The organism is Haemophilus parainfluenzae (assembly GCF_036288925.1).
Lineage (GTDB): Bacteria > Pseudomonadota > Gammaproteobacteria > Enterobacterales > Pasteurellaceae > Haemophilus_D.
Genome location: NZ_CP127167.1, coordinates 1,592,631 through 1,617,706 on the forward strand (window position 1 = coordinate 1,592,631; position 25,076 = coordinate 1,617,706).

General features: G+C 37.7%; 24 protein-coding genes. 20 read left to right on the top strand and 4 right to left on the bottom strand.

Features of this window, described 5'->3' with window-relative positions; all coding sequences use genetic code 11:
* The first annotated feature begins 103 nt into the window (after positions 1-103).
* From rlmE to bioD, 9 genes are all read left to right on the top strand, one after another.
* Entirely contained in the window at positions 104-736 is a 633-nt protein-coding gene (rlmE, locus tag QQS40_RS08105) for a 23S rRNA (uridine(2552)-2'-O)-methyltransferase RlmE (RefSeq protein WP_005697532.1), read from the top strand.
* A 96-nt stretch (positions 737-832) separates the two neighbouring features.
* The gene (ftsH, locus tag QQS40_RS08110) at positions 833-2,731 is read left to right on the top strand and encodes an ATP-dependent zinc metalloprotease FtsH (protein WP_289902324.1); all 1,899 of its coding nucleotides are present in this window, start codon (positions 833-835) and stop codon (positions 2,729-2,731) included.
* Positions 2,732-2,846: 115 nt separating this feature from the next.
* On the top strand, positions 2,847-3,674 hold the full coding sequence (gene folP, locus QQS40_RS08115; RefSeq protein ID WP_289902323.1) for a dihydropteroate synthase: 828 nt from the start codon (positions 2,847-2,849) through the stop codon (positions 3,672-3,674).
* Between the two features lie 77 nt (positions 3,675-3,751).
* A complete protein-coding gene (gene glmM / locus QQS40_RS08120) occupies positions 3,752-5,086 on the top strand; it encodes a phosphoglucosamine mutase (protein ID WP_049367663.1) in 1,335 nt (444 codons plus the stop codon).
* Between the two features lie 70 nt (positions 5,087-5,156).
* Positions 5,157-5,639 carry a phosphohistidine phosphatase SixA gene (sixA, locus tag QQS40_RS08125; RefSeq protein ID WP_329504725.1) on the top strand — a complete coding sequence of 161 codons (483 nt, stop codon included), beginning with the start codon at positions 5,157-5,159 and terminating at the stop codon, positions 5,637-5,639.
* Between the two features lie 182 nt (positions 5,640-5,821).
* Complete coding sequence (locus tag QQS40_RS08130) at positions 5,822-7,012, top strand: hypothetical protein (protein WP_329504726.1); 1,191 nt, start codon at positions 5,822-5,824, stop codon at positions 7,010-7,012.
* A 506-nt stretch (positions 7,013-7,518) separates the two neighbouring features.
* Positions 7,519-8,085, top strand: a complete 567-nt coding sequence (locus QQS40_RS08135) for a histone (protein ID WP_289902319.1) — start codon at positions 7,519-7,521, stop codon at positions 8,083-8,085.
* 67 nt (positions 8,086-8,152) lie between these two features.
* The gene (locus QQS40_RS08140) at positions 8,153-8,419 is read left to right on the top strand and encodes a YcgL domain-containing protein (RefSeq protein WP_126471202.1); all 267 of its coding nucleotides are present in this window, start codon (positions 8,153-8,155) and stop codon (positions 8,417-8,419) included.
* 101 nt (positions 8,420-8,520) lie between these two features.
* The gene (gene bioD, locus QQS40_RS08145; protein WP_049355797.1) at positions 8,521-9,255 is read left to right on the top strand and encodes a dethiobiotin synthase; all 735 of its coding nucleotides are present in this window, start codon (positions 8,521-8,523) and stop codon (positions 9,253-9,255) included.
* A gap of 54 nt (positions 9,256-9,309) precedes the next feature.
* On the opposite strand, the gene can is transcribed toward bioD, so the two are convergent.
* Together can and asnS are read right to left on the bottom strand one after the other, a co-directional pair.
* Positions 9,310-10,002 carry a carbonate dehydratase gene (gene can, locus QQS40_RS08150; RefSeq protein ID WP_126471206.1) on the bottom strand — a complete coding sequence of 231 codons (693 nt, stop codon included), beginning with the start codon at positions 10,000-10,002 and terminating at the stop codon, positions 9,310-9,312.
* Positions 10,003-10,128: 126 nt separating this feature from the next.
* Positions 10,129-11,532, bottom strand: a complete 1,404-nt coding sequence (asnS, locus tag QQS40_RS08155) for an asparagine--tRNA ligase (RefSeq protein WP_289902318.1) — start codon at positions 11,530-11,532, stop codon at positions 10,129-10,131.
* 140 nt (positions 11,533-11,672) lie between these two features.
* On the opposite strand from asnS, the gene sohB reads away from it, so the two are divergent.
* Together sohB and QQS40_RS08165 are read left to right on the top strand one after the other, a co-directional pair.
* Positions 11,673-12,728 carry a protease SohB gene (sohB, locus tag QQS40_RS08160; RefSeq protein ID WP_289902317.1) on the top strand — a complete coding sequence of 352 codons (1,056 nt, stop codon included), beginning with the start codon at positions 11,673-11,675 and terminating at the stop codon, positions 12,726-12,728.
* A 215-nt stretch (positions 12,729-12,943) separates the two neighbouring features.
* Positions 12,944-13,798 (top strand): OmpA family protein, encoded by an 855-nt coding sequence (locus tag QQS40_RS08165; RefSeq protein WP_289902316.1) that lies wholly within the window; start codon positions 12,944-12,946, stop codon positions 13,796-13,798.
* 65 nt (positions 13,799-13,863) lie between these two features.
* On the opposite strand, the gene QQS40_RS08170 is transcribed toward QQS40_RS08165, so the two are convergent.
* Entirely contained in the window at positions 13,864-14,727 is an 864-nt protein-coding gene (locus QQS40_RS08170; protein ID WP_289902315.1) for a fructosamine kinase family protein, read from the bottom strand.
* A gap of 201 nt (positions 14,728-14,928) precedes the next feature.
* Between QQS40_RS08170 and pheS the strand changes: the two genes are divergently transcribed.
* The 4 genes from pheS to QQS40_RS08190 all read left to right on the top strand — a co-directional run bounded on the left by pheS (position 14,929) and on the right by QQS40_RS08190 (position 19,230).
* A complete protein-coding gene (gene pheS / locus QQS40_RS08175) occupies positions 14,929-15,918 on the top strand; it encodes a phenylalanine--tRNA ligase subunit alpha (RefSeq protein ID WP_289902314.1) in 990 nt (329 codons plus the stop codon).
* 75 nt (positions 15,919-15,993) lie between these two features.
* Positions 15,994-18,384 carry a phenylalanine--tRNA ligase subunit beta gene (gene pheT / locus QQS40_RS08180; RefSeq protein ID WP_329504733.1) on the top strand — a complete coding sequence of 797 codons (2,391 nt, stop codon included), beginning with the start codon at positions 15,994-15,996 and terminating at the stop codon, positions 18,382-18,384.
* Between the two features lie 13 nt (positions 18,385-18,397).
* Positions 18,398-18,697 carry an integration host factor subunit alpha gene (locus QQS40_RS08185; protein WP_049355789.1) on the top strand — a complete coding sequence of 100 codons (300 nt, stop codon included), beginning with the start codon at positions 18,398-18,400 and terminating at the stop codon, positions 18,695-18,697.
* Between the two features lie 47 nt (positions 18,698-18,744).
* Positions 18,745-19,230: a C40 family peptidase gene (locus QQS40_RS08190; protein ID WP_049355788.1), complete on the top strand. Its 486-nt coding sequence runs from the start codon at positions 18,745-18,747 to the stop codon at positions 19,228-19,230.
* A gap of 232 nt (positions 19,231-19,462) precedes the next feature.
* On the opposite strand, the gene prfB is transcribed toward QQS40_RS08190, so the two are convergent.
* Positions 19,463-20,561, bottom strand: a protein-coding gene (gene prfB / locus QQS40_RS08195; RefSeq protein ID WP_152669853.1) for a peptide chain release factor 2 whose coding sequence is annotated in 2 segments (ribosomal slippage) — positions 19,463-20,485 and positions 20,487-20,561 — 1,098 coding nt in all. Because the reading frame shifts where the segments join, the coding sequence is not laid out codon by codon here.
* A gap of 128 nt (positions 20,562-20,689) precedes the next feature.
* Between prfB and dsbC the strand changes: the two genes are divergently transcribed.
* The 5 genes from dsbC to QQS40_RS08220 all read left to right on the top strand — a co-directional run bounded on the left by dsbC (position 20,690) and on the right by QQS40_RS08220 (position 24,920).
* Positions 20,690-21,376: a bifunctional protein-disulfide isomerase/oxidoreductase DsbC gene (dsbC, locus tag QQS40_RS08200; protein WP_049355786.1), complete on the top strand. Its 687-nt coding sequence runs from the start codon at positions 20,690-20,692 to the stop codon at positions 21,374-21,376.
* Between the two features lie 101 nt (positions 21,377-21,477).
* Positions 21,478-23,202 carry a single-stranded-DNA-specific exonuclease RecJ gene (recJ, locus tag QQS40_RS08205; protein ID WP_329504739.1) on the top strand — a complete coding sequence of 575 codons (1,725 nt, stop codon included), beginning with the start codon at positions 21,478-21,480 and terminating at the stop codon, positions 23,200-23,202.
* A gap of 3 nt (positions 23,203-23,205) precedes the next feature.
* Positions 23,206-23,922 carry a thiol:disulfide interchange protein DsbA/DsbL gene (locus QQS40_RS08210; protein ID WP_374047758.1) on the top strand — a complete coding sequence of 239 codons (717 nt, stop codon included), beginning with the start codon at positions 23,206-23,208 and terminating at the stop codon, positions 23,920-23,922.
* The gene (locus QQS40_RS08215) at positions 23,922-24,611 is read left to right on the top strand and encodes a 5'-methylthioadenosine/adenosylhomocysteine nucleosidase (protein WP_329504741.1); all 690 of its coding nucleotides are present in this window, start codon (positions 23,922-23,924) and stop codon (positions 24,609-24,611) included. The genes QQS40_RS08210 and QQS40_RS08215 overlap by 1 nt, the downstream gene beginning before the upstream one ends.
* Before the next feature lie 18 nt (positions 24,612-24,629).
* Complete coding sequence (locus QQS40_RS08220) at positions 24,630-24,920, top strand: CHY zinc finger protein (RefSeq protein WP_329504743.1); 291 nt, start codon at positions 24,630-24,632, stop codon at positions 24,918-24,920.
* Positions 24,921-25,076 lie beyond the last annotated feature (156 nt).

The following is a 25,076-nucleotide window of genomic DNA, read 5'->3' on the forward strand; positions in this document are numbered from 1 at the left end:
CGTGGTTTTTCAGCACTTTTTGGTAAGTCTAGCCTTGAATTTGGCAGATTGTACCCAAATATAGACGAAACTACTACAAAAAATAGTACAAAAGAAAGAGATTATGGGAAAGAAAAAACGTTCGGCGAGTTCTTCTCGTTGGCTAAACGAACATTTTAAAGATCCGTTTGTTCAGAAAGCACATAAGCAAAAATTGCGCTCACGTGCTTACTTTAAGTTAGATGAAATTCAACAAACGGATAAATTGTTTAAACCGGGAATGACTGTGGTGGATCTCGGTGCCGCACCAGGTGGTTGGTCACAGTATGTTGTGAGCCAAATCGGTGGAAAGGGCCGAGTGATTGCTTGTGATATTTTGGATATGAACCCAATTGTCGGCGTGGATTTCTTGCAAGGCGATTTTCGTGACGAAAATGTGCTGAATGCATTATTAGAACGAGTTGGTGAAGCAAAAGTTGATGTAGTGATGTCTGATATGGCGCCAAATTTTAGCGGCATGCCATCTGTTGATATTCCACGCGCAATGTATTTGGTAGAACTAGCTTTGGATATGTGTAAGCAAGTTTTAGCAAAAAAAGGCAGTTTTGTAGTCAAAGTATTTCAAGGAGAAGGTTTTGACGAGTATCTGCGCGAAATTCGTTCACTCTTTAGTGTCGTAAAAGTGCGTAAGCCGGAGGCCTCTCGTGGGCGTTCTCGCGAAGTTTATATTGTAGCAAGTGGTTATAAAGGCGAATAGATAATTGCTTTGATAGCTTTTCATTATGTCGGGGATGAGATAGTATCTCGTTTAATTTTAATTAACTTAAGAAAGGCAGGTTAAACCTTGAACGATATGGTCAAAAATCTAGTTCTATGGGTTGTGGTAGCAATTGTTATGATGACGGCTTACCAAAGTTTTAATTCTAATGGTGTGAGTGACTCAGCAGATTACACAACCTTTGTGTATGACGTGAGTAACAGTCAAGTGAAAGAAGCGCGTTTTGATGCGAATGAAATTACTGTGACTAAAAATGACGGATCTAAATATATGACCGTCATGCCACCATTGGAAGATAAAAAACTCTTAGATGACTTATTAAATAAAAAAGTCAAAATTGAAGGTACGCCTTTTGAAAAACGTAGTTTACTATCACAAATTTTGATTTCGTGGTTTCCGATGCTATTCCTTGTTGGGGTATGGATTTTCTTCATGCGCCAAATGCAAGGTGGTGGCGGCAAAGCCATGAGCTTTGGTAAAAGCCGAGCTAAAATGCTGAACCAAGACCAAATCAAAGTCACTTTTGCAGATGTTGCAGGTTGTGATGAAGCAAAAGAAGAAGTGGGTGAAGTGGTCGATTTCTTGCGTGAACCGAAAAAATTCCAAAACCTTGGCGGTAAAATTCCAAAAGGTATATTGATGGTTGGCCCTCCTGGTACAGGTAAAACTTTATTAGCTAAGGCTATTGCGGGTGAAGCAAAAGTACCTTTCTTTACGATTTCAGGTTCTGACTTTGTGGAGATGTTTGTGGGGGTTGGTGCTTCTCGTGTACGTGATATGTTCGAGCAAGCAAAGAAAAATGCACCCTGCTTAATCTTTATTGATGAAATCGATGCGGTAGGTCGCCAACGTGGTGCTGGTTTAGGTGGTGGACACGATGAGCGTGAACAAACCCTTAACCAGATGTTAGTTGAAATGGATGGTTTCGGTGGTAACGAAGGCGTAATCGTTATTGCCGCAACGAACCGTCCAGATGTACTTGACCCAGCATTAACTCGTCCAGGCCGTTTTGACCGTCAAGTTGTTGTGGGTTTACCGGATGTGAAAGGTCGTGAGCAAATTTTAAAAGTACACATGCGTAAAGTGCCTGTTGCTGATGATGTAGATGCGATGACACTTGCTCGTGGTACACCAGGTTATTCAGGTGCGGATTTAGCGAACTTGGTTAATGAAGCGGCATTATTTGCTGCGCGTAGCAATAAACGTACTGTATCGATGCTTGAGTTTGAAAAAGCAAAAGATAAGATCAATATGGGACCTGAACGCCGTACCATGATCATGACGGATAAACAAAAAGAATCGACAGCGTACCATGAAGCAGGTCATGCCATTGTGGGTTACTTAGTACCTGAGCATGATCCTGTACATAAAGTCACGATTATTCCTCGTGGCCGCGCATTAGGTGTGACTTTCTTCTTGCCTGAAGGTGATCAAATTAGTATCAGCCAAAAACAATTAGAAAGTAAACTTTCAACACTTTATGCAGGACGTTTAGCAGAAGATTTGATTTACGGTGAAGAAAATATTTCGACTGGTGCATCTAACGATATTAAAGTGGCAACCAATATTGCACGTAATATGGTGACCCAATGGGGCTTCTCAGATAAACTCGGTCCGATTCTTTATACCGAAGATGAAGGCGAAGTATTCTTAGGTCGCTCAATGGCGAAAGCAAAACATATGTCAGATGAAACGGCGCATGCGATTGATGAAGAAGTTCGTGCGATTGTAAATCGTAACTATGCGAGAGCAAGACAGATTCTGATCGACAATATGGATATTCTTCACGCCATGAAAGATGCGTTAGTGAAATATGAAACCATTGAAGAAGAACAAATTAAACAGCTAATGAATCGTGAACCTGTTACACCACCATCTGGTTGGGAAGATAACAAAGATACGAGCCCGAAAGCTAAGCCGCAAGAAGACGCAACTGAAAGTGCGGTTAATCATTCAGAAGATTCTGAAGAGTAAGAATAAAGCCTTCCTAATTAGGAAGGCTTTTTTTATTTATAATGTCATTCTATTAATCACTATATTCCGTTATAATCTAGCCTTTAAAATTTGATTTAAAAATTGACCGCACTTTATGAAACTTTACGCTAATAACAAATGTCTAGATTTATCATTCCCTCAAATTATGGGAATTTTGAATTTCACGCCCGATTCATTTTCAGATAGCGGACAGTTTTTTAGTCTAGACAAAGCATTATTTCAAGTTGAAAAAATGCTCAAAGAAGGTGCAACAATTATTGATATTGGCGGGGAATCAACTCGATCAATGGCAGAAGAAGTGCCTGAAACTGAAGAGTTGCAACGAGTGATACCTCTTGTTGAAGCCGTGCAAAAACGTTTTGATTGTTGGATTTCAGTGGATACCTCTAAAGCAATTGTGATGCAAGAAGCAGCTAAGGTCGGCATGGATTTAATCAATGATATTCGTGCTCTACGTGAACCTGGCGCACTCGAAATAGCAGGACAGTTGAATTTACCGACTTGTATCATGCATATGCAAGGACAGCCGCGCACAATGCAGACTAATCCGCATTATGATGATGTAGTCCAAGATGTTTATCAATTTTTAAACGATAGAACTCAAGCTTGTTTAGCAGCGGGAATAGCCAAAGAAAATATTATTTGGGATATGGGCTTTGGTTTTGGTAAGACTGTACAGCATAATTATAAGCTTTTACAGCAGTTAGCTCACTTTTGTGAAAGTGGATATCCTGTTTTAGCAGGGCTTTCACGTAAATCGATGATTGGTGCTGTATTAGATAAGCCCGTGACTGAACGCGTTGTAGGAAGTGTAGCCGGGGCATTAATTGCTGCACAAAATGGTGCGACTATTTTACGTGTGCATGATGTGGCTGCAACAGCTGATGCCTTAAAAGTATGGCAAGCTACACAAGAAGCGTAAGCAACTAACAGATTTTATATGTTGTGGAATAAATGATTTTTGTAACATCATTATTCAAATTTAATTAAGGAATAAATATGGCAAATCGTAAATATTTTGGTACTGATGGTGTCCGTGGAAAAGTGGGTACATATCCAATCACACCTGATTTCGCATTGAAATTAGGTTGGGCAGCAGGTAAGGTTTTAGCTTCCCAAGGTTCTCGTACGGTATTAATCGGGAAAGATACTCGTATTTCAGGTTATATGCTGGAATCTGCACTTGAGGCAGGTTTGGCTGCAGCGGGTTTAACTGCCGCATTTACTGGTCCTATGCCGACACCAGCCGTGGCGTATTTAACCCGTACTTTCCGATTGGAAGCAGGTATTGTCATTTCGGCATCTCATAACCCTTACTATGATAACGGGATTAAATTCTTCTCTTCACAAGGTACAAAATTACCAGACGATATTGAGGAAGCGATTGAAGCCATGCTTGATCAGCCAATGGATTGTGTGGAGTCTGCTGATTTAGGTAAAGCAAGCCGTATCAGTGATGCCGCAGGACGTTATATTGAATTTTGTAAAAGTACTTTCCCTGCACATCTTGGTTTAGATGGTTATAAAATCGTGGTGGATTGTGCAAATGGAGCGACTTATCATATTGCGCCAAATGTATTACGTGAGTTAGGCGCAGAAGTGATTGAAATTGGTACAGATCCTAACGGAATCAATATTAATGAGAAGTGTGGTGCAACCGATGTAAAAGCGTTACAGGAAAAAGTGCTTGAAACAAAAGCAGATGTTGGTCTTGCTTATGATGGTGATGGTGACCGTATTATGATGGTGGATCACTTAGGTAATAAAGTAGATGGTGACCAAATCCTTTTCATTATTGCTCGTGAAGCTTTACGTTCAGGTCAGCTAAAAGGTGGCGTAGTGGGCACATTAATGAGTAATATGAGCTTAGAGATTGCTTTAAAAATGTTAGGTGTACCTTTTGTGCGTGCTAACGTTGGAGACCGTTATGTGTTAGAAAAAATGGTAGAACATAACTGGACGCTAGGCGGAGAAAACTCAGGCCATATTATTATTGCTGATAAAAATACGACAGGTGATGGTATTATTGCATCACTAGCTGTATTAAGTGCAATGGTTCAACATCGTTTATCTTTAAACGAGCTTGCAAGTGCGGTGAAATTATTCCCTCAAGTACTCATTAATGTTCGTTTTGCTGGTGGTGATAATCCATTAGAAAGTGAAGCGGTAAAAGCGGTAGCTGCAGATGTGGAAAAACGTTTAGAAGGCAAAGGTCGAATTTTACTGCGTAAGTCTGGTACTGAGCCTCTTATTCGCGTCATGGTCGAATGTGAAGACGGTGTACTTGCAAAACAATGTGCAGAAGAAATTGCAGAAGCAGTGAAAGCGAATTAATAAAGTGGGGGCTTGCCCCCATTTTTGATCCATAAAATTTATCTTTTATTATTTTTAGGAAAGCAAAGACATGAAAATTTTTATTATGCGTCATGGAGAAGCTGAAGTTGTCTCTTCATCAGACGAGGCTCGGCATTTAACCGACTATGGACGCAAACAATCAATATCACAAGGTCAATGGCTTAAAACACATCTAAATTCAACCGCACTTTCAGTTCAGAAAGTGATTGTCAGTCCTTATGTTCGTACTCAAGAAACCTTTGAGCTCGTCAATTCAGCGTTAGACAATATTCTTAATGATGTTGAAACTTGGAGTGGGATCACACCTTACGGGAATGCGACGCTAGTAGCAGATTATTTATCTGTTTTACAGGAACAAGGTGTTAAAAGTATTTTGCTTGTTTCTCATTTACCTTTAGTGGGCAGTATTGTTTCGGAGCTTTATGGCAAGCGAAATCCAATCAGTTTTTACCCTTCAACGATTGTTCAAATTGACTGGAATGGTGAAAAAGGTATTATTGAAGCCTGCAATTCTTATAAAGAACATGGTTAAAAGTGATTAAAGAGAGCAGGGTAAATACGTTTTATTTGATTCGCTTTTTAATAAATGCAAAAAATTCAATTACTAGAGATGTGTTTTTGGGGTGTATTCTTTTTTCTTTTTTGATAGACTGGAGGGGAGCTATATTTGAATAGCTTTATATTAACCACTATAATCATGCTAGGAGAGTAGTTATGAATAATAAAATTGAAGATACGGTAACTGAAGTAAAAGAGACGACAGTTAATGCTGCGACACAAGTTAAAGATGTATTAGTTGCAGCAGCTAACTATGTAAAAGATACTGTGACAAATAACGCATCAGAAGCAAAAGAAGCAGTGGAAGATAAAGCTGCTGAAGTGAAAGATGCGGCTGAAGATAAAGCATCAGAAGTAAAAAAAGCAGCTTCAGAGGCAAAGGATGAAGCGACAGATAAAGTAGCAGAGCTAAAAGATGCAGCTGAAGACAAAGTATCAGAAGCAAAAGAGGACGTTTCTGAAGCAAAAGATACAGTGCTAGACAAGGTCGCTAAATTAAAAGATGCATTTGCAGATAAAGTTGCAGAAGTAAAGAATGCGGTTTTTGAAGCAAAAGATGGCGCGGCTGATAAAGCAACAGAGCTAAAAGATGAAGCTAAAGACAAAGTATCAGAAGTAAAAGAAGCTGTAGAAGATAAAGCTGCTGAAGTGAAAGATGTGGCTGAAGATAAAGCAACTGAAGTGAAAGATGTGGCTGAAGATAGAGCATCAGAAGTAAAAAAAGCAGTCTCAGAGGCAAAAGATGAAGCGACAGATAAAGTAGCAGAGCTAAAAGATGCAGCTGAAGACAAAGTATCAGAAGCAAAAGAGGACGTTTCTGAAGCAAAAGATACAGTGCTAGACAAGGTCGCTAAATTAAAAGATGCATTTGCAGATAAAGTTGCAGAAGTAAAGAATGCGGTTTTTGAAGCAAAAGATGGCGCAGCTGATAAAGCAGCAGCGCTAAAAGATGAAGCTGAAGATAAAGTATTAGAAGCAAAAGAAGCAGTGGAAGATAAAGCTGCTGAAGTGAAAGATGCGGCTGAAGATAAAGCATCAGAAGTAAAAAAAGCAGCTTCAGAGGCAAAGGATGAAGCGACAGATAAAGTAGCAGAGCTAAAAGATGCAGCTGAAGACAAAGTATCAGAAGCAAAAGAGGACGTTTCTGAAGCAAAAGATACAGTGCTAGACAAGGTCGCTAAATTAAAAGATGCATTTGCAGATAAAGTTGCAGAAGTAAAGAATGCGGTTTTTGAAGCAAAAGATGGCGCGGCTGATAAAGCAACAGAGCTAAAAGATGAAGCTAAAGACAAAGTATCAGAAGTAAAAGAAGCTGTAGAAGATAAAGCTGCTAAAGTAAAAGATTAGGTTTCATAGGCAAAAAATATGGTGTCTACTAAAGTTTACGCTGTAAAAGATGTAATAGTAAGCACGGTAGTACAAGTTAAGATTCTGTCATTGTCGTAGCTAAGCATGTTAAACATGTTGCCGAAAAATGACTGAAGTAAAAGATGCCATATGCTCTAAAGCAGAGGAAGTAAAAACTAGATTCTGAAACAAAAGATCAATCTGCAGACGTAAACAAAGTAACTGAAAAGTAAAAACAATGATTAAGGATTATTCAAATTAACTGAGCCTGTCTGTTTAAAAAAACACAAAAAGTAATTTTTATCTTTACAAAAAATAAAATTTTTATAATGAACTTGTGTATAAGTTTTTAAATTCATAGAGTTATAGTTATTTTTATAAAAACTATATCTTTAGAAATGTAAATTTTTTTTGAAGATATTCTATTTTGAGTTTTTTTGTGTAGACTAATCAGCGCAAAGCATGTAGCTTTGGATTAATCCTTAACCATGAAATGGAGAATAACAATGAAAAAATCAGTATTAGCCGCATTAGTATTAGGTTCATCTTTAGCCGTAACAGGCTGTTTCGATAAAGAAGAAGCACAACAAAAAGTTGAAGCGACAAAAGATGCGGCAACACAAGCTAAAGATGCAGTAGTAGATAAAGCCGTTGAAGTAAAAAATGGGGTTGCTGATAAAGCTGTTGAAGTAAAAGATGCGGTTGCTGATAAAGCAGCTGAAGCAAAAGATGCGATGTCTTCTAAAATGGAAGCGGCAAAAGATTCAGCTTCTAAAATGAAAGATGCAGCAGCAGATAAAATGGCTGAAGCAAAAGATGCGATGTCTTCTAAAATGGAAGCGGCAAAAGATTCAGCTTCTAAAATGAAAGATGCGGCAGCAGATAAAACGGCTGAAGCAAAGGATGCAATGTCTGCTAAAATGGAAGCAGCAAAAGATTCAGCTTCTGAAACAAAAGATGCAGTAGCTGATAAAGCTGTAAAAGTAAAAGATGCAGCGGCAAATAAAGCAGTAGAAGCAAAAGATGCAGCAGCAGATAAAGCAGCTGAAACGAAAGATGCTGTGACTAAATAATTAAACTTTTGTAAAATGAAAACCTATCAGAGATTATCTGGTAGGTTTTTTCTTTTGGAGCAATAAAATGTTATGTGCAATTTATAAAAGTTTACGTAAGCCAGGCTGCTATCTCTATATTTCGAAACGAGATGATTTTTCAGCTGTACCAGACGTATTGATGCAAAGTTTTGGTAAGCCTCAGTTTCTTATGCTATTTAATTTGAAAGGAAGCAAGCTGCTTGTTCATGCTGATAAAAGCGAGGTAATGGAAAAAATCACTCAGCAAGGATTTTATCTTCAAATGCCAAAACAGAATGATGGTTTATTTTATAGTTTGAGTGAGATCAAATAAAATTGTTATTTTTTAGTAAAATTATTAAAGTTTGTGCTATCTCAATATTTTTTATTTAAAATGCCTTTAAAATTCAATCCGATTTAAAAAGGAGAGTGAAAATGAGTAGTTTTTTTGTGGTTGGCACAGATACAAATGTAGGAAAAACTACAGCTTGTCGTGCCATTATTCAAGCATTACAAGCAAAAGGTGTGAGAATTGTAGGTTATAAGCCGATTGCTTGTGGCTGTGAGGAAAATATATATCTGACTGAAAATCAGTCTGATGAGAGTCAAACAGATTATGATGCTGAAAATAATTCAGATGTGTTAGCTTTGATGGATGCAACAAATGAACCAGTATCTTATCAAGAGGTGAATAGTTATACTTTTTTACATTCTTTACCTATGTTAACACAAGATAAATCACGTATTAAATTAAGCAAGATAGATCAGGCGTTAACAAAATTAATCAAAAAATATCAATCTGTTGTAGTTGAAGGTTCATTTGGCTTACTCACACCAATGGCTGAAAATAAAAGTTTTGCAGATTGGATTGTTACACATAAAATGCCAGTTGTATTAGTTGTTGGAATTAAAGAAGGATGTATAAACCACGCATTACTTACAGCAAGAGTGATTAAACAGCTTGGCGTCCCTTTATTAGGTTGGGTTGCTAATCGTATTAATCCAGGCTTAGGTCATTATAAAGAAATTATAGGTGTCCTAGAATCACAAATTGATGCACCGTTGCTTGGAAAAATTCCTTATATTCACAAACCAGAAATTCAGGAGTTAGGGCATTATTTAACGGATATTGATCATTTAATGTACATGCAAACAGAATTAGTTAAATAGCAGTTTTAAATGTGGAGTGAGGTTAAAATTTTTTAAATTTTAACCTCATTGTTTTTATTCTTCATTTTCTGAATATTCTTTTTTCAGAATATCATTTTCTGCCAAACTAGATAAACGAGCAATGGCATTACGATAAGAAATTTCAAGGCTTTCGCGACTTGTTGCTATTACACCTTGATCTACTAGGAAACCATCATTTACATCATATACCCAACCATGTAGCGAAAGCTTTTGTCCTCGTTCCCAAGCACTTTTTACGATAGATGTACGGCCTAGGTTATAAACTTGTTCTGCTACATTTAATTTAGTTAGCATGTCTGCACGTTTTTCTGCAGAAAGGTTACCCAATAGGTGCCCATGCTTGAACCAAATATCACGAATATGGAGTAACCAGTTATTGATTAATCCAAGATCTTTATCTTGCATAGCCGCTTTAATACCTCCGCAATTTGTGTGCCCACAAATAATAATATGTTCAATTTTGAGTACATCAACGGCATATTGCACAACCGAAAGACAGTTGAAATCTGTATGAATAACTTGATTGGCAACATTACGATGGACAAATAACTCGCCTGGTTCAAGATTTGTTAATTTTTCGGCTGGAACGCGGCTATCAGAGCAACCAATCCAGAGATAGTGAGGGGTTTGGTGGTCTGCAAGTTCTTTAAAATAAGTGGAATTTTCTTCCTTCATTCTTTGCGCCCAACTGTAATTGTTGGCAAAGAGTTGTTTAATTTTGTCCATTTTTACTTTCCTTAATTCGATGTACTGAAAGATTGTTTTAAGTACAATAAATGAAATAGGGGATAAATTATCGCCTAAAATAATGACCGCACTTTAAATAAAGTGCGGTCAATTTAATCAATATTTTTAGAAATTTGCATTTCTTGGTGCACGAGGGAATGGAATCACATCGCGAATATTTTGTACGCCTGTTACATAAACAATTAAGCGTTCAAAACCAAGACCAAAGCCTGAATGTGGTACGGTACCATATTTACGAAGATCACGATACCACCAGTAATCTTCAGGATTTAAGCCCATTTCTTCCATACGTTTATCTAATACGTCTAAACGTTCTTCACGTTGAGAACCACCGATGATTTCACCAATTCCTGGGGCGAGAACATCCATTGCCGCAACGGTTTTACCATCGTCATTTAAACGCATGTAGAAGGCTTTGATATCTTTCGGATAGTTTTTCACGACAACCGGTGATTTGAAATATTCTTCTGCTAAGAAACGTTCATGTTCAGAAGACAAATCAATTCCCCAAGATACAGGGAACTCGAATTTTTTACCTGATTTTAATAATACATCGATCGCATCAGTATAGTCGATTTGAGCAAAATCAGAGTTTACAAAGTTTTCTAAACGAGTAATAACATCTTTATCTACATGTTTTTCAAAGAATTTTAAGTCATCTTTGCGCTCAGCAAGCACTGCGCGGAACACATATTTCAACATGTCTTCTGCTAATTTAGCATTGTCAGCAAGTGTTGCAAACGCAACTTCAGGTTCAACCATCCAGAATTCTGCAAGGTGACGAGTTGTATTTGAATTTTCAGCACGGAATGTTGGGCCAAAAGTATAGATTTTGCTTAATGCACAAGCATAAGTCTCGCCATTTAATTGGCCTGAAACCGTTAAAAATGATTCTTTTCCGAAGAAGTCTTGGCTGAAATCAACTTTACCATCTTCGCCACGAGGAAGGTTTTCTAAATCAAGTGTTGAAACACGGAACATTTCACCCGCACCTTCAGTATCTGATGCAGTAATTAATGGGGTAGCGACCCAATAGAAACCTTGTTCATGGAAGAAGCGATGAATAGCTTGAGCTAAGCAGTGACGAACACGTGCGACGGCACCGATAATATTGGTACGAGGACGTAAGTGAGCCACTTCACGTAAGTATTCAATTGAGTGGCGTTTTGCTGCCATTGGATAAGTGTCAGGATCTTCTACAAACCCTGTCACTTCTACTTTTTCAGCTTGAAGTTCAACACTTTGACCTTCAGCAGGTGACTCAACAATAGTACCGGTTACGATCACAGAGCAACCCGTTGTTAAGCGTAAGACTTCGCTCTCATAATTTTCAATATCATTATTAACAATCGCTTGAATAGAATCAAAGCAAGAGCCATCATAAACTGCAAGGAAAGAAAGACCCGCTTTAGAATCACGACGGGTACGGACCCATCCGCGTACAGTAACTTTTTCGCCTATAGCGATTTTACCTTGTAACACATCAACAATAGATGCAACTTTAGACATATAAACCTCTGTAATTCATTATAAATTAGGCAATAAAACTGTGGTAGTTTACCTTAAATCGCAAAATTTTCCATAAAAAGTTAGTGTAAATCAGGCTTGCACAGTAAAATAATTCCTTCACTTTATTTAGGAGAAAAACTATGTGGTCTGATATTTTGACCGGCTATGGCATTTTTATTTTAGAGATTTTAACGATTTTACTTGTAATCGCCGCTATCGTGGCAATGATTATTTCTGCAAAGCAACGTAATCTGGCACATCATGGTGAATTAGTTGTGACAGATCTTTCTGAAGAATTTAAGGAAACAGTTAAGCATTTACGTGATTTCCAACTTTCAGAAGAAGAGCTAAAACAAGCCGAGAAAACAGAGAAGAAAACCAAAAAACAAGAAGCAAAGGCTTTAAAAGCAAAATTAAAAAATGGTGAGAAAGCAGCACCTAAACCTTGCGTTTACGTGCTCGATTTTAAGGGGGATATTTCTGCATCAGAAACAACCGCACTTCGTGAGGAAATTTCGGCAATTATTAATGTGGCAAAAACCGATGATGAAGTCTTACTACGTTTAGAAAGCCCAGGCGGTGTTGTTCATGGTTATGGCTTGGCTGCCTCACAGTTAGCCCGCTTAAAACAAAAAGGCATTAAATTAACGGTTGCTGTAGATAAGGTTGCAGCAAGTGGTGGATACATGATGGCTTGTGTGGCAGATAAAATTGTTTCTGCGCCTTTTGCGATTATCGGTTCTATTGGTGTGGTTGCGCAAATCCCTAATATTCATCGTTTATTAAAAAAACATGATGTCGATGTTGATGTGATGACAGCCGGAGAATTTAAACGCACCGTCACGGTGTTAGGTGAAAATACTGAAAAAGGGAAACAGAAATTCCAAGCAGAACTTGAAGAAACCCATCAATTATTTAAACAATTTGTGGTCCAAAATAGACCGCACTTAGATGTAGATAAAGTCGCAACAGGTGCGCATTGGTTTGGTCAGCAAGCTTTAGAGCTTCTGCTAGTCGATGAGTTAGCAACCAGTGATGATATTATTCTTGAAAAGATGAAAGATAAGTCAGTGATCTCAGTGAAATACAAAGTGAAAAAGCCACTGTTACAAAAAATAGGTAAACAAGCAGAAGAGAGTATTGAGGGAATTATCCACCGAAATTTAACAAAAAATGGGCAAGATTTTATTCAATGAGAAAAATTTTTACTTATTTGACAACTCTTTACACAACTTTACAAAAAAAGTTTCATAAAAAATCATTTTTTAATGTTTTTTTATTTACAAATTAAAGAATTATGACTACTATCACGCAACGGAACTTTTTATAGTTTTATTTGTAAACTTTATAAAGTTTAGTTGTGTGGGTTCTTCTTGCAAGGATTGCACCTTAACAGAAAAAAGGTAAAGAAATGAAATTATCTCGTATTTTATTATCTGCAGTTGCAGTAGCAACAGTTGTTGCTTGTGGTAACTTAAGCAAAGTTACAGAAGCTGGTACACCAGAATATAAAGAAGTTGATGGTCAACAAGTACCACAATTGGTATGGCCAAAAATTGATAAGTCAACTTTTAATCATGACGGTAGTCAATTTGGTTCATGGCCAAATTGGGACAACGTTCGTATGATCGAACGTGGTATGAACAAAGACCAATTATATAACCTAATCGGTCGACCACACTTCTCTGAAGGATTATTTGGTGTTGAAGAATGGGATTATGTATTCAACTATCGTGAGAATGGTGTTCATAAAATTTGTCAATACAAAGTATTATTTGACAAAAACCACAATGCTCAAAGTTTCTTCTGGTATCCAAACGGTTGTAACGGAAACTCAGCATTTACTTTAAGTGGTGACTTCTTATTCGACTTCGATAAAGATACTTTAACTCCACGTGGTAAACAAGTTGTTGATAGCGTAGCATCTCAATTAAAATCTACTGGTGCTAAAGATGTTAAAGTTGCGGGTTACACAGACCGTTTAGGTTCTGATGCTTATAACTTAAATCTTTCACAACGTCGTGCTGATCGTGTTAAAGCACGTTTAATTGAAGATGGTGTGAATACTCAAATTACCGCTGTTGGTTACGGTAAAAACCCTCAAGTAAAAGCTTGTGATGGTATTCCACATGGTCAAGCATTAAAAGATTGTTTACGCCCTAATCGTCGCGTTGAGATCACTACTTCTGGTTCTGTATTAAAATTACAAGAAGGTGGTCAAGTTAACGGTGGAACTCAAGGTCCAGCACCTCTTTATCAAAAATAATAGATAGAGAAGATAGAAAGAGCGTAATGAAAATTACGCTCTTTTTTTATCTGATGTTTAAGAAATTATTCAAGTAGAAGTTCTTCAATCAATTTAGTGGTTAAGTTGATATAACTCCCATTAAAACGATGGCTAAAATTTAGTAAATAATAGAGCTGGTAAAGGTGTTTTCTTTCTTCAAAGCCGTCTTTATCAAGAGGTAAAGTGCGGTCATAAATTTCATAGAATTCAGCTGAGAACGGTTGGAAAAGCTCACTAAATGCCAAATCACATTCTCTATCCCCCCAGTAGCAAGCAGGATCATAAGTAAAGGTTTGATTACCTACTATAGCCGTATTTTCAACCCATAAATTACCATGTAACAAAGAGGGTTTCGGATTATGTTTTGCGAGCTTTTGTTTTACTTTTTCAGTTATTAAATCAAGATCGCCAAAATCCAATCCTTTATCTTTGCAAAGTTGTAATTGCCATCCAATACGTTGTTCTGCAAAGAATTTCGCCCAGCTCCCATTCCATTTGTTAGGTTGATACTCAGGACCAAGCCAAGTATCAAAATCTAAACCATAGTTTTTAGTACCAGATATTTGATGAAGTTTTGCTAACTCTTCGCCAAAATGTGCTGTCGCATCAGTTTGTTTAGTAATAGGAAGTGATTCTAGCAGTAAGAAACTATGATTTTGAGAACAGCCTACGCCATACACTTGTGGAAGTCTGATTGTATTCGTCTTGCCTAGTAGATTTAATTGGTCAGCCTCAGCACGAAACATTGAACGATAAGACCGTTCATTTACTTTAACAAAGACTGGTTGGATTCCATCCGTAATAAGCCAAGTTTCATTTACCTCCCCTCCAGGTGTTTTGTTTTTTTCTTTGATGTTATAGTAAGCACCAAATTGATCAGCTAAGACTTGAGAAATTGATTTCCACATATTACACCTCCTAGACATGGTCGATTGTCTAGTATTCTAACTAAAGTATTAAAAATTACTGTGATAGATCTCAAAAAATAGTAAAAAATTTTGTTATTTTTTCATTCGAAATGTCAATTCCTCAATAAATACGTGATTTTTTAATAAGTTAGTATTATCATTAAGCGTATTTTTAGTTAGAAAAGATAATCAGGGGAAACCATGCAACATCTGAAAGATCTTGTTGAGAAAGCAAAATCAGCGATTGAACAAATCGAAAATAAAAGTTTGGCCACATTAGATGAAATTCGTGTGGAATATTTTGGTAAAAAAGGTCATTTTACCCAACTTATGCAGGAATTGCGTAATGTTGCAGCAGAAGAGCGTCCAGCAATGGGGGCTAAAATCAATGAGGCAAAACAAACAGCATTAGATTTTTTAAATGCTAAAAAAGCAGAGTGGGAACAAGCTGAACTCAATGCGAAATTGGAAAAAGAGCGTATTGATGTGAGTCTTCCAGGTCGTAAAACAGAAACGGGTGGGTTACACCCAGTGACCATTACCATTAATCGCGTAACAAAATTCTTTTCAGAGCTAGGTTTTTCTGTGGAAACCGGTCCCGAAATTGAAAGTGATTATTACAATTTCGATGCATTGAATATCCCTAAACATCACCCAGCTCGTGCTGATCATGATACTTTCTGGTTTAATCCCGAATTATTACTGCGTACACAAACCTCTGGTGTGCAAATTCGCACCATGGAAAAAATGCAGCCGCCTATTCGTATTATGGCGCCAGGTCGTGTATATCGTAACGACTATGATCAAACACACACACCGATGTTCCATCAAATTGAATTGCTTTATGTAGATAAAAAAGCAAACTTCACCGAATTAAAAGGCTTATTACACGATTTCTTACGTGCATTTTTTGAAGAAGATTTACAAGTTCGTTTCCGTCCTTCCTATTTCCCATTTACTGAACCTTCTGCAGAAGTCGATGTAATGGGTAAAAACGGTAAATGGTTAGAAGTATTAGGTTGTGGTATGGTGCATCCTAATGTGTTACGTAACGTAGGTATTGATCCAAATGAATATTCTGGCTTTGCAGTAGGCATGGGGGTTGAGCGTTTAACTATGTTACGCTACAACGTCACAGATTTACGTTCATTCTTTGAAAACGACTTACGTTTTTTAAAACAATTTAAGTAGTTAACCGTAAGGTTAAATTGACGATAATGATTAATTTAGAACGTAGCACGTTCATCAATAAAGGATACAGAGATAATGAAATTTAGCGAAAATTGGGTGAGAGAATGGGTTAATCCATCAATTTCAACAGAGCAGTTATGTGATCAAATCACAATGCTTGGTTTAGAAGTTGATGGTGTTGAAAAAGTAGCTGGCGACTTTACAGGTGTTGTTGTGGGTGAAGTTGTTGAATGTGCGCAACACCCAGATGCAGACAAATTACGAGTCACTAAAGTAAATGTTGGTGGCGACCGTTTATTAGATATCGTTTGTGGTGCACCAAATTGCCGTCAAGGTTTAAAAGTAGCATGTGCAACTGAAGGCGCTGTATTACCCGGTGATTTTAAAATTAAGAAAACTAAATTACGTGGTCAACCTTCAGAAGGGATGCTTTGCTCATTCTCTGAATTAGGCATTGATGTAGATGCAGAGGGCATCATTGAATTACCATTAGATGCACCAGTAGGGACAAATCTACGTGAATATTTAGATTTAGATGATAAAGCCATTGAAATTAGCTTAACGCCAAACCGTGCAGATTGTTTAAGTATTGCTGGTGTTGCACGTGAAGTTGGTGTGGTTAATAAACAAGTTGTTAATCAACCGCACTTTGATGCTGTGCCAGCAACGATTTCAGATAAAGTTCAAATTGAATTAAACGCGCCAGAAGCATGTCCACGTTATTTATTGCGCGTGGTAAAAAATGTGAATGTTAAATCGCAGTCACCAATTTGGTTACAAGAAAAATTACGTCGTTGTGGTATTCGTTCTATCGATCCGATTGTGGATATTACCAACTATGTTTTACTTGAATTAGGTCAACCAATGCATGCTTTTGATGCATCAAAAGTAGCTCAACCTGTTCAAGTGCGTTTAGCCAATAGCGGTGAAGAACTTGTTTTATTAGATGGCACAACGGCAAAATTACAACCGAATACTTTAGTGATTGCAGACCAAACTGGTCCATTAGCAATGGCAGGTATCTTTGGTGGTCAAGCTAGTGGTGTTGATGCTGAAACAACAAAAGATGTGATTTTAGAAGCGGCATTCTTCGCACCATTAGCGATTGCGGAACGTGCAAGACAATATGGTTTACACACAGATTCCTCACACCGCTTTGAACGTGGTGTTGATTTTACGCTACAACGTCACGCAATGGAACGTGCAACAGCATTGTTACTTGACATCTGCGGTGGTGAAGCAGGCGAAATTTGTGAAGTCGTGAGCGAGCAATATTTACCAAAAATCAATGAAGTCATTTTACGTCGTGAAAAATTAGATAGCTTATTAGGTCATCATATCGAAACTGAAACCGTGACCGAGATTTTTAAGCGTTTAGGCTTTGCCGTGAAATATACGAATGATGTTTGGACCGTGACTTCTGCAAGCTGGCGTTTTGATATTGAAATCGAAGAAGATCTCATTGAAGAAGTAGCCCGTATTTATGGCTATAATAGCATTCCAAATAATGCACCATTAGCGCATCTTCGTATGCGTGAGCATAAAGAAGCTGATTTAGAGTTAAGTCGAATTAAGACCGCACTTGTGGATGCAGATTATCAAGAAGCGATTACTTATAGCTTCGTTGATCCAAAAGTACAGACATTACTTCATCCAGAAATTGATGCACTTGTATTGCCAAATCCAATTTCAGTTGAAATGTCAGCAATGCGTGTTTCATTATTAAGTGGATTACTCGGTGCAGTACTATACAACCAAAATCGTCAGCAAAACCGTGTACGTTTATTTGAAACAGGATTACGCTTTGTTCCGGATGCCAATGCAGAATTTGGTGTGCGCCAAGAATTTGTTCTTGCAGGTGTGATTACAGGTACGGCTAAATCTGAATCTTGGACGGGTAAGGCCGAAAATGTTGATTTCTTTGATCTTAAAGGTGATTTAGAAAGCATTCTTTCTCTCACTGAAGTGGGGAATCGTGTTAAGTTTGTGGCAAAAGCATATAGTGCATTGCATCCAGGACAATCTGCTTCAATTGAATTAGATGGAAAAGAAATTGGTTTTATTGGAACTATTCATCCACTTATTGCTCAAAAATTAGGATTAAATGGTAAAGCGGTTGTTTTTGAAATTTTATGGGAGGCCATTGCAAATCGTCGAGTAGTGCAAGCCAAAGAGATTTCAAAATTCCCAGCAAACCGTCGTGACTTAGCTTTAGTCGTTGCCGATAATGTGCCAGCGGGCGATATTATCGAAGCATGTCAGCAAGCTGGCGGAGAAAAATTAACACAAGTCAATTTATTCGACGTATATCAAGGCATTGGCGTTGCGAGCGGACATAAGAGCTTAGCAATCAGTTTAACCATTCAAGATAATGAAAAAACGCTTGAAGATGATGAGATTAATGCGGTAATCTCAGCTGTATTAAACGAAGTTAAGCAACGCTTTAATGCGGAGCTTAGAGACTAAACAGGAGACTAACATGGCAACGATTACAAAAATTGATATTACTGAATACTTATTAGATAAGTATCAATTACAAAAAGCTGAAGCTAAATCATTAGTGGAAGACTTTTTTGAGGAAATTCGTTTATCGTTAGAATCTGGTGGCGAAGTGAAATTATCAGGTTTTGGTAATTTTGAACTTCGTAATAAAGCTTCCCGTCCAGGGCGTAATCCAAAAACAGGTGAAAGTATTCCTGTTTCTGCACGCCGTGTAGTGGCATTCAAGCCAGGGCAAAAATTACGTGCTCGCGTGGAAAATACCAAGCCAAAACAATAGTAAGAAAAGTGCGGTCGTTTTTGACCGCACTTTTGTCAGGATTGAACATGAATAAGGTTAAATGTGCTTTTTTAGTCGCAGGAAGTTTTTTACTTTTTGCTTGTTCAAGTGGTGTTCGTGAAGAGTATGCAATGAACTATAAAGGTCAGATTGGTGATCCTATTATGGCCATTGCCATGTTAAGTGAACAACAATATGAATGGGCGGGTACTCCATATGTTTTAGGCGGGCAATCTCGAGGTGGTATAGATTGTTCTGGTTTTGTGCAAAAGACCTTTATTGAGCGTTTTAACATTCGCCTTCCTCGTACAACGAAAGATCAAGCGGGTTATGGAAAACTTGTTCGTAAAGAAGATATCCAAACTGGCGATTTAATTTTCTTTAAGACAGGGCGAGGACCAAATGGCTATCATGTTGGGATTTATGTAAAAGAAGATAAATTTTTACATGCTTCAACCAAAGGTGGTGTGATTTATTCTTCGATGAATAGCCCTTATTGGAAGAAAGCCTTTTGGCAAATTAGGCGAGTATAGTGAGAAATAGACTCCATGGATGAGCGATAGATCCGATTGTAATCAACCATCTGAATATTTTCTGATGGTAAGTACCTCGTTTAAAAGAGTGTGATAAAAATGGCAAAATTTAACTGAAATTAAAAGGACTAAGTACGATATGACATCATCACTAGCCCTTAATTTTAGTGGTATCTTCAGGAGGTCAGGAAAAATGACCTCACTTAGTTTATATAAAAATTATGATTTATGATTAAAGCCCAGCTTTCAAACTCGCTTCAATAAAGCGATCAAGATCGCCATCCAATACGGCTTGAGTATTCCGATTTTCAACGCCAGTGCGGAGGTCCTTAATACGCGCATCATCTAACACATAAGAACGAATTTGGCTGCCCCAACCGATATCAGATTTATTATCTTCCATCGCTTGTTTGTCTGCATTTTTCTTTTGTAACTCAAGCTCATACAATTTCGCTTTTAACTGCTTCATGGCTTGATCTTTATTTTTGTGTTGAGAACGATCGTTTTGACATTGCACGACAATCCCACTTGGCATGTGAGTAATACGCACCGCACTTTCAGTTTTATTGACGTGCTGACCACCCGCACCAGATGCACGGTAAACATCAATACGTAAATCAGCTGGATTGATTTCAATATCAATGTCGTCATCAATTTCAGGATAAACGAAAGCCGCTGCAAATGATGTATGACGTCGATTATTGGAGTCGAATGGGCTTTTGCGAACTAAACGGTGAATTCCCGTTTCTGTGCGTAACCACCCAAAAGCATATTCACCACTGACACGAATCGTCGCTGATTTTAAACCTGCGACATCGCCATCCGAGACTTCCATTAATTCTGTTTTAAAGCCCTTGCTTTCAGCCCAGCGAAGGTACATGCGAAGTAACATTTCCGTCCAGTCTTGTGCTTCTGTACCACCAGAACCTGCTTGTAAATCGACATAACAATCACACGCATCATGTTCACCGCTAAACATACGGCGGAATTCTAATTTGGCAAGTTGTTGTTCAAGCTCATCTAATTCAGCAACGGCTTCATTGAAGGTTTCTTCATCTTCCGCTTCAACGGCTAATTCAAGCAGTCCTTCAACATCTTCTAAACCTTGTTCTAAATTTTTGATGGTATCAACTACTTGTTCAAGTGAAACGCGCTCTTTCCCAAGCGCTTGAGCTTTTTCAGGTTCGTTCCACACATCGGGTTGTTCTAATTCGGCATTAACTTCTTCTAAACGCTCGACTTTGGCATCGAAGTCAAAGATACCCCCGAAGCACAGAAGTGCGCTCGGAAAGGTCGGTGATTTTGTTTTTGATTGGATTGATTTCAAACATAATAAATAAACCTCTATAAACGGCAGAAGTATAAGTCATTTTCAGTTTTTTGGGTAGTTTGGCTTGCACAAATTATCGATCCATTTATAATTCTACTCCTCGTTGTTTAGATATATTTAGGAATAAAAATGAAGAAATTACTGACCGCACTTTTAATCTCTGCTTCAGCTACTGCTATGGCGAGTGATGCTGAGATTAAATCGAAGTTACAGGCATTAGGTGCAAAAAATATTGAAGTGAAAGATTCCCCTGTGAAAGGCCTGAAAACAGCCGTGACTGATCAGGGGATTTTATATGTGAGTGAAAATGGGCAATATGTTTTGCAAGGCAAAATGTATGAATTAACAAATAAAGGCCCGGTTGATGTCGCAGGTAAATTTTTAGCCGATAAAGTAAATGCATTAAAAAATGAAATGATTGTTTATCCGGCAAAAAATGAACAATATGTCGTAACCGTATTCATGGACATTACTTGCCATTATTGCCATCTTCTCCATCAACAGACAAAGGAATATAATGATTTAGGTATTACAATTCGTTATCTTGCTTTCCCTCGAGCAGGAATGAATGATACGGCTCGTCAAATGGAAACCATTTGGACTGCAAAAGATCCTGTATTTGCATTGAACGAAGCAGAAAAAGGTAACTTACCGAAAGAATTGAAAGCACCTAATATTGTGAAAAGACACTATGATTTAGGTGTACAACTCGGCGTGCAAGGTACGCCAAGCATTGTAACGTCAACAGGTGAAGTGATTGGAGGATATTTAAAGCCTCAAGATTTGCTAGCGGCCTTAAAAGAATCGGTGCAATAATTTTAAGTGAGGGCGTGTGATATACGCCCTTAAAATATTCATATCATAAAAATACATACCAAATATTTCTTTAAGTGATTATTAGTCAATCATAAAATATTGTGAAAAAACTCATCAAACGTCGTGAAATTCCTGCCGGAAATTCTGTTTCAGATAATGCATTACTCGATCGTCTTTATCGTTCTCGTCATATTAAAAACAGTCAAGAATTAGACCGCACTTTGCAATCAATGCTGAATCCCAATAAATTATATGGTATTCAAAAAGCTGTAGATTTATTGGTAGAAGCTTATCAACAGCAACAAAAGATAGTTATCGTTGGTGATTTTGATGCTGATGGGGCAACGAGTACGGCGCTTTCAGTATTGGCTTTACGCATGCTTGGTTTTACTGATGTAGAATATCTTGTACCAAACCGTTTTGAACAGGGTTATGGCTTAAGCATTCCTGTTGCAGAGATGGCAATGGAAAAAGGTGTGCAATTATTGATGACGGTAGATAATGGTGTATCATCCTTTGATGGTGTGGCCTCTTTGAAAGAGCAAGGTGTGAAGGTATTGATTACGGATCATCACTTGCCACCAGAAATGCTACCGAATGCTGATGCCATTGTTAATCCAAATTTGCAACAATGTGATTTCCCTTCAAAATGTTTAGCTGGTGTAGGTGTGGCATTTTATTTAATGCTCGCTTTACGTGCAAAATTTCGCGAGTTGGGCATTTTTACGGCAGAAACACAGCCTAATTTTACTGAATTACTGGATTTAGTCGCACTCGGCACGATTGCGGATGTTGTTCCCCTTGATCAAAATAACCGCGTTTTAGCTCATCAAGGGTTGATGCGAATTCGTGCGAAACGTTGTCGCCCTGGAATTATTGCATTAGCAGAAGTGGCTAATCGAGAAGTCGAAAAACTTTGCTCGACGGACTTGGGCTTTGCGATAGCACCCCGTTTAAATGCTGCAGGGCGATTAGATAATATGTCTGTTGGTGTGGAGTTATTACTTGCAGAAAGCATGCAAGAGGCAAGAGAACAAGCCTTGGACTTAGATAGCCTGAATCAGGTTAGAAAAGAAATTGAACAAGGCATGAAGCTTGAGGCTTTAGAAATTTGCCGCAATCTCACCGCACTTTCCGATGAATTACCGATGGGAATCGCCTTATTTCAGAAAGATTGGCATCAAGGCGTATTAGGCATTGTAGCTTCTCGTATTAAAGATCAATACCATCGACCAGTCATTGCTTTTGCACAAGATCAAGAAGGCATTTTAAAAGGTTCTGCACGTTCAATTGAAGGCTTGCATATGCGCGATGTATTAGAACGCATCCATTCTCAACATCCAGATATGATTTTAAAATTTGGTGGTCATGCCATGGCTGCAGGATTAAGCATTAAAGAAAGCTTTTTCCCTGATTTTCAAAAGATTTTTAATCAAACTGTACGAGATTGGTTAGATAAAGAACAACTACAAGGCGTGATTTGGACGGATGGTGAACTTCAAACAAATGAATTTAATATTCAAACAGCAGAAGAGATCAAATCTGGCGGACCTTGGGGGCAAGCATTCCCTGAACCAGTGTTTGATGGCGAATTTAGAATTTTTGAGCAACGTGCTATTGGGCAAAATAAGAATCATTTAAAAATGTTGGTAGAACCTAAAAATGGTGGGCCATTATTAGATGCCATTGCGTTTAATATTGATACTAGGTATTATCCCGATTTATCTATTAAACAGGCAAAATTTGCTTATAAGTTAGAAATTAATGCGTTTCGAGGAAATCGAAACATCCAATTATTAGTCGATTATATTGAACCAATTGGTTAATTCATGAAAAAAGTTTGGCAGAATAAATTATTAAAAGGATCCTTTGCAATGATATTGCTAAGCGTGACAGATATCGCATTTAGTGAAGTTAATTCAAAGAGTTTTTCTGTCCAAAATTCACCACATTTACCATCAGCAAATATCATACAGTTTGAAGATGGGCGTGATTATTTTTCATATCAAGAACCAATTGTACAAGCTAAAAGAAACGATCGTAAAATCCCCATCCAATTTTTCTTTGATTATGACTGCCGAGTTTGTTCTTCAGCTCAAGATATCTTACAGCTTTATAGTCAAATTCGCCCAAATAAGCTCATTTTCAAGGAATATCCTGTTGCAACGAATGAGGATAAATTTTCAGCAATAATATTTTATACATTGCAGCGCTTAAATGCGAGTGAGTTGTCTGATGCGTTATTATTTGAAACCTCAGAAAAAGCTCGTTATACCGAGTTATCGTCATTAGATAAAATGAGTGAATGGGCTGCTTTGCAAGGAATTAATCAGTCTGAATTTGACGAGGTAGCATCCTCTATTGGAGTGAAAGAGGATGTGAGTAATGCTATTGATTTAACTGAAGAATATGGTGTTTTTACCTTTCCTTATGTGGTTGTAGATGGAAAATATGTGCTTACAGCAAGCACACTATATAATGATGATTACAGTGTAGCGGTATTGGATTTTTTAGTGAATAAAATAGAACAAGAAAGGAAACAATAATGAAAATCGGGATTGTTGGTGCAATGGCACAAGAAGTGGAAATTTTATCTCAGTTAATGACAGATAAAAGAGAAACAAAAGTGGCAAGTGCGGTCATTTTTGAAGGCAAAATTAATGGCAAAGAGATCGCATTATTACAATCAGGAATTGGTAAAGTTGCAGCCGCTATTGGTACTACCGCTTTATTACAATTGACAAAACCGGATGTGGTTTTAAATACCGGCTCAGCAGGTGGTGTTGCAAAAGGTTTAAAAGTAGGAGATATCGTTATTTCCGATGAAACATGCTACCACGATGCAGATGTGACAGCATTTGGCTATGAAAAAGGTCAGTTACCTGCGAATCCAGCGGCTTTTCTTTCTGATAAACAATTAGCCGATTTAGCTGATGAAATTGCACAGTTACAAGGACAAAATGTAAAACGTGGTTTAATTTGCTCGGGTGATAGCTTTATTAATAGCGAAGAAAAAATTGCTCAAATTAAAGCGGATTTCCCCAATGTGACCGCAGTAGAAATGGAAGCAACCGCGATTGCGCAAGTTTGTCATGCCTTTAACGTACCTTTTGTGGTCGTTCGAGCTATTTCTGATGCAGGTGATGGCGAAGCGAGTATGTCATTTGAAGAATTTCTCCCACTTGCAGCAAAACAATCTTCAGCGTTAGTATTAGGAATGCTTGAACAGCTATGATCGTTTACGGGCAATTAGTTGGATGATGAAACTCGCTGCGTTCACTATCGCGGAGAAAAAGACATTATTGCCCTAAAATGCGAAAAGTGCTTAAAGTTCTATCCCTGCTATCAATGTCATAATGAAGCCGAGGATCATAATTTTGAACCTTGGCTTGCCTCACAGTTCGATGAACATGCTATTCCTTGTGGATATTGTAAACAAACATTAAGCATCGAAACTTATCTTTCCGTTGATGCCTGCCCGCATTGTTATCATCCTTTCAATCCAAATTGTGCAAAGCATTACGAATTATATTTCAAAAAATAGACGTCTCTTTTGAGGCGTTTTTTTTCATTCTAAACGCTATATTCTAAAAAGCTATATGTTAGGGTGAATGAGTATTAGATTGTTATAAAAAACTTTTCTAAAATCATCCGCACTTCTATTTTAAAAGTTAGTATTTTAATAATTAACAGGAAAGAA